Source organism: Spirochaeta isovalerica, from assembly GCF_014207565.1.
Lineage (GTDB): Bacteria > Spirochaetota > Spirochaetia > DSM-2461 > DSM-2461 > Spirochaeta_F > Spirochaeta_F isovalerica.
Window position 1 is genome coordinate 1 of record NZ_JACHGJ010000020.1, and the last position, 4,603, is coordinate 4,603.

Annotated in this window: 4 protein-coding genes; all 4 read left to right on the forward strand. The window is 33.4% G+C overall.

Annotated features, from left to right (window positions below):
* Positions 1-123: 123 nt before the first annotated feature.
* The 4 genes from HNR50_RS21960 to HNR50_RS21975 all read left to right on the forward strand — a co-directional run bounded on the left by HNR50_RS21960 (position 124) and on the right by HNR50_RS21975 (position 4,516).
* Positions 124-639 carry a GNAT family N-acetyltransferase gene (locus HNR50_RS21960; RefSeq protein ID WP_184748961.1) on the forward strand — a complete coding sequence of 172 codons (516 nt, stop codon included), beginning with the start codon at positions 124-126 and terminating at the stop codon, positions 637-639.
* 126 nt (positions 640-765) lie between these two features.
* Entirely contained in the window at positions 766-1,173 is a 408-nt protein-coding gene (locus tag HNR50_RS21965) for a GNAT family N-acetyltransferase (RefSeq protein WP_184748962.1), read from the forward strand.
* Between the two features lie 329 nt (positions 1,174-1,502).
* Positions 1,503-3,668 carry an AAA family ATPase gene (locus HNR50_RS21970; RefSeq protein ID WP_184748963.1) on the forward strand — a complete coding sequence of 722 codons (2,166 nt, stop codon included), beginning with the start codon at positions 1,503-1,505 and terminating at the stop codon, positions 3,666-3,668.
* Between the two features lie 302 nt (positions 3,669-3,970).
* Positions 3,971-4,516, forward strand: a complete 546-nt coding sequence (locus tag HNR50_RS21975) for a class I SAM-dependent methyltransferase (RefSeq protein WP_184748964.1) — start codon at positions 3,971-3,973, stop codon at positions 4,514-4,516.
* The last annotated feature ends 87 nt before the right edge of the window (positions 4,517-4,603 follow it).

Sequence of the window (4,603 nt, forward strand, 5' to 3'; positions counted from 1 at the left end):
ATGGATTATGTTTAAACTGTTTCCGGGTTACAAAGTCGCAATAATGTTGCCAGTCCTGCGGAACGAAAAAAACATCGTATATTCGCAGAACGTTAGATGCAATGGCTCAGGAATATATTTGTTATGACTAAAACAGAAATTACATACAATCTTCCTCAAAAAGTTGGTGATTATTACATAAGAGAAGCCAATTCTATCGATCATTGCATAAGAGCTAATTGGCCTGATTATCCAGATGAATATGTTTTATTCAATTCTTCTTCAAGATTCTTAAAATTCGAAGAACAGATTAATAAGTTTCGTGACAAAATTACCGATAACAATATCATTTTATCTGTTTTAAGCAGCAATGGTATACTTGTAGGTCATTTCTCAATTTTACAAATTGATTGGAAAGAAAAAAAAATTGGGAATATGGGCATCAGAATTCATCCAAATTACTGTAATAAGGGTGTTGGTTCTCTTATATTGGAATGGATTAGCAATTTTTTCCATTCTCATGGTTTTCTGCAAATAAAATTGGATGTCTTGTCATCCAATAAAAGAGCTATTCGATGTTATGAAAAAGTCGGTTTTAGAAGTATAGAGAATGTAATTGAGAAATCAGAATCCTTTACTATAATGCAGAAAATATTGTAACCACCTGAGCCAAAGCATCTAACAGACAATATATGCTCGTTTCACTCGGGCTTCGCCAAATGCAGCACTTCGTGCTACACTTCATATATTGTCAGAACGTTGTAGGCAATTAATTTAAGGACTACCTTGCAAATTCGAACAGAAACCAACATTGAAAAGATCAAAATAGAAGAGATTATTTCTCTATATATCGAGAATGGATGGGGAGACTCCTATGATCCAGAACTCGTAGAAAACTATTTTAAAAACTCAACCTACTCTGTTTTTGCTATAGATCAGGAATCTAGTAACCTAATAGGTTTTGCCAGAGTTCTGAGTGACAATTATCACACTACATGGATTGCTGAAGTTGTCGTCTCCCTTGCTTGCCAACGAATGGGTGTTGGTACAATGTTGATTTCTGAGATTAAAACAAATTTCAACCATACTTCGATTTATGCAGAGACTTTCTCTGGCAAGGAATCTTTCTTTGTCCGGAATGGAATAAAGGACAGGAAAAATATGGTTGTCGTTTCAAGACGTAAACATCCTTAAATGAACTGCCTACAACAGCGAATATACGGTTCCGCCTTCGGCTCCACCCAAAATGCCTTTGACAATTACCCGTTAAATTGTGTTACAATTTCCCGTGTAATTATCAACCCCTACGGGGTACAGGCACCTTCGTATATTCGCGTGCCGTTATAGGCAATACCGCACCAATGCGTTTCGATAATATGATATAAATAAATATAGGCGGTCTTAAAATCCCCGCGCCCCAAGAAGCCCGGCGTCCATGCCGGGCTAATATAAGGGATTTAGGAAATTATAAAAAATGAGTTTAGTAGAAGTAAATATACAAGAAAGCAGTTAAGGGGGATCTTGTGATTAATAAAATTACAATGAACAAGGTCGCAAGTTATAAGAACTCCGTTATTATTGAAACCGATAAGAAAGTCAATCTTATTTATGGTTTGAATGGTACTGGCAAAAGTACTTTGTCAGATTTCTTATATAATCCTTCTGATCCACGTTTTTCAAATTGCTCAACTGAAGGTCATAATAGCGAAGATATCCTCGTATATAATCAACAATTTATTAGGGACTATTTTTATGAATCAGAAAATCTTAAAGGAATATTCACTCTATCCAAAGAAAATAAAGTCGCTGAAGAAAAAGTAAAAGCAGCCGAGAAGGAAATTGAAGGCTTAGAATCTAAAAAGACGATCAAGAACGAGGAAAAGACCAAGCAAGAAACAGAACTTGATGATAAAAAGAAAAATTCAGAAAATCGAGTCTGGGAAATCAAAACAAAGTATGCTGGAGGAGACCGAGTTCTTGAATATTGCCTTGAAAACCTAAAAGGCCAAAAAGAAAAACTTTTTAATCACATTCTTTCGATAGAAAAGTTAGAAGAAAAGCCATTAGATACAGTAGAGCAATTAAAAAAAGAAGTTGAAGCCGTTCAGGGAAGCAACGCTCAAAAGTATGCTTTGTTACCAAAAATTGAATTTTCAGAAAACGGTATTGAGACAAGTGAATTATTCCAAAAACAAATTGTTGGGAATGAAAATAGTACAATCGCTGAATTGATAAAAGAGTTAGGTAATTCTGATTGGGTAAAAAAAGGACTCGGATTCTTATCAGAAACGATTTCTCCAGATGGTGATGCATGTCCATTCTGTCAACAAAAGACAATTACCAGTGAACTAAAAGAAAAGATCGAAAGCTTTTTTGATGAATCATATGAAAAGGATCTCAATGATATCAAAGAATTAAAAAACAATTATGAAGATGAAATAAACCGTATAAATCAGAAAGAAGTATATGTCGTAAATCCTTTCATTTCAGAGAATGAAGATAAGTTTGATAATTTATTTGATGGATTAATTACTACTCTTAAGAGAAATATTCACCTTATTGATGATAAGATCAATGCACCTAGCAAAATTATAGCTCTAACTGATAGTTCAGAAATGGTTGATGTTTTAAATAATTTTATTACTGATATAAACATCTCCATTACTGATCACAATGACAAAATTGACAATAAAGAAACAACTCTTAGTAATATCAAAAATAAATTCTGGTCGATTATGCGTTGGGATTATGACCAGACAGTCAGTGTATATCTTAAAGAAAAAAGTAGCATAGAGAAGAATATAAAATCAATTGATGATGAATTAGAAAATATTGATCAAAAATTATTAGAGCAACGAAAAGTTGCAGTTGAAGAGCAAAAGAAAACTATCAATATTGAAGAAGCTATTGGGAATATAAATAGTGGATTAACAGAACTTGGGATAGATGGGTTTAAAATTGAAAAATACAAAGATGAATTATATCAGATAAAACGCAGTGAAGAATGTAGCGAGACCTTTAAAACTTTAAGTGAAGGTGAAAAAATGATAATCAGCTTCCTTTATTTTAGGGAGTTATGCAAAGGGAAAAAATCTGCTTCGTCCCAAGCTAATAAAAAAATAATAATTATAGATGATCCAATTTCAAGCTTGTCACATGTTTATATTTTCAATGTTGGTCAAATGATTAAGAATGAATTCTTAAATTTCTCAAATGTCGAGCAATTATTTTTACTTACCCATAGTCTTTACTTTTTTTATGAAATGACAGATACAAATCATGAAAGAAGAAAGGAGAATCAAAAGCTTTTTCGATTATTGAAAAATAGTACTGGTACACAATTAGCAGATCTGAAATATGAAGAAATCCAAAATGATTATCATTCATACTGGTATATTATAAAGGATGCCCAACAGCCACCAGCCTTAATTGCAAACTGTATGCGCAATATCATTGAGTATTTCTTTAATTTTATTGAGAGAAGAGATCTGAATAATGTATTTCAAAAGCCAGAATTACAGGCAACTAGATTTCAAGCTTTCTGTCGTTATGTTAATAGGGAATCACATTCTCTTGGACAAAATATTTTTGATTTCAAAGAATTTAATTATGATGATTTCAAAGAAGCTTTTGGCCTGGTCTTTATTCAAAGTGGTTATGAAGAACATTATAAAAAAATGATGAAATAGAGAGGGGAACCGCCTCCGCCATCCATGGCTCCGGTGGTGGGGCGCGGGTATTTTAAGAAACTGGCAACCGGAGGGTGCGGTACAGCCTATAACAAGAAATATGCAGTTACGGGCTAAAGCCCTTCACCAAAATTGCCTTTAACAAATATCCGTAAAATTGTATTACAATTTTCCAGATATTTATCAACCCCTTCGGGGTACCAGGCAACTTCGCATATTTCTGAAACGTTAAGTGAAAAGTCCGACTAATCGGAATTCAAATCCTCGGCATCCTTGCCTCGGAATAAAAATAGGAAGAATTTATGGATGCAGTTTTTTGGAACAATGTTTTCGATAATAGAATCAATTCTATTCCACCAGAAGAATACCTAATTGAAAAAAAACATTTGTTATATGGTAAAACAGTTCTGGATTTAGGGGCTGGAGACGGAAGAAATTCAATATATTTAAATGAAATAGGCTACCATGTAACAGCGATAGATTTTTCAGAAACTGGTTTGCATAAAATAAAGGAAATTAGTTCTAATGTTGTTACTGTTTTAATGGATATTAATAATGAAACAGAGCTATCGAAAATTGGGAGCTTTGATAATATTATCCTTAATCATTTCATTCCTGATCAAAAATCAATACAATTATTACCTGATCTACTAAATGCAAATGGAGTTTTACTTTTAGTCGCTTTTGACAAAATTATGGAACAAAAACGTAAGAATACAAAAAACCTCATTATTGGAAATGAGCAAATAGAATCTCTGAAAGATTCAATGGATATTATTCATATTGATCAAGTTAACGATGATCGGGGTATATTTAATAGGTGTTTATTAAAAAAAAGAAAAATATAAATCGGGTAGCCGGAGGCTTTTAACCTCCAGCCCCCACACCACCCCGCATGCGGGTCCGCACGGGGCGGTTCACTTCATGGAGCAAAC

Bases quoted from the DNA above. Each gene is read 5' to 3' on its own strand.
- HNR50_RS21960 (WP_184748961.1), top strand. From the start codon at position 124: ATGACTAAAACAGAAATTACATACAATCTTCCTCAAAAAGTTGGTGAT.
- HNR50_RS21975 (WP_184748964.1), top strand. From the start codon at position 3,971: ATGGATGCAGTTTTTTGGAACAATGTTTTCGATAATAGAATCAATTCT.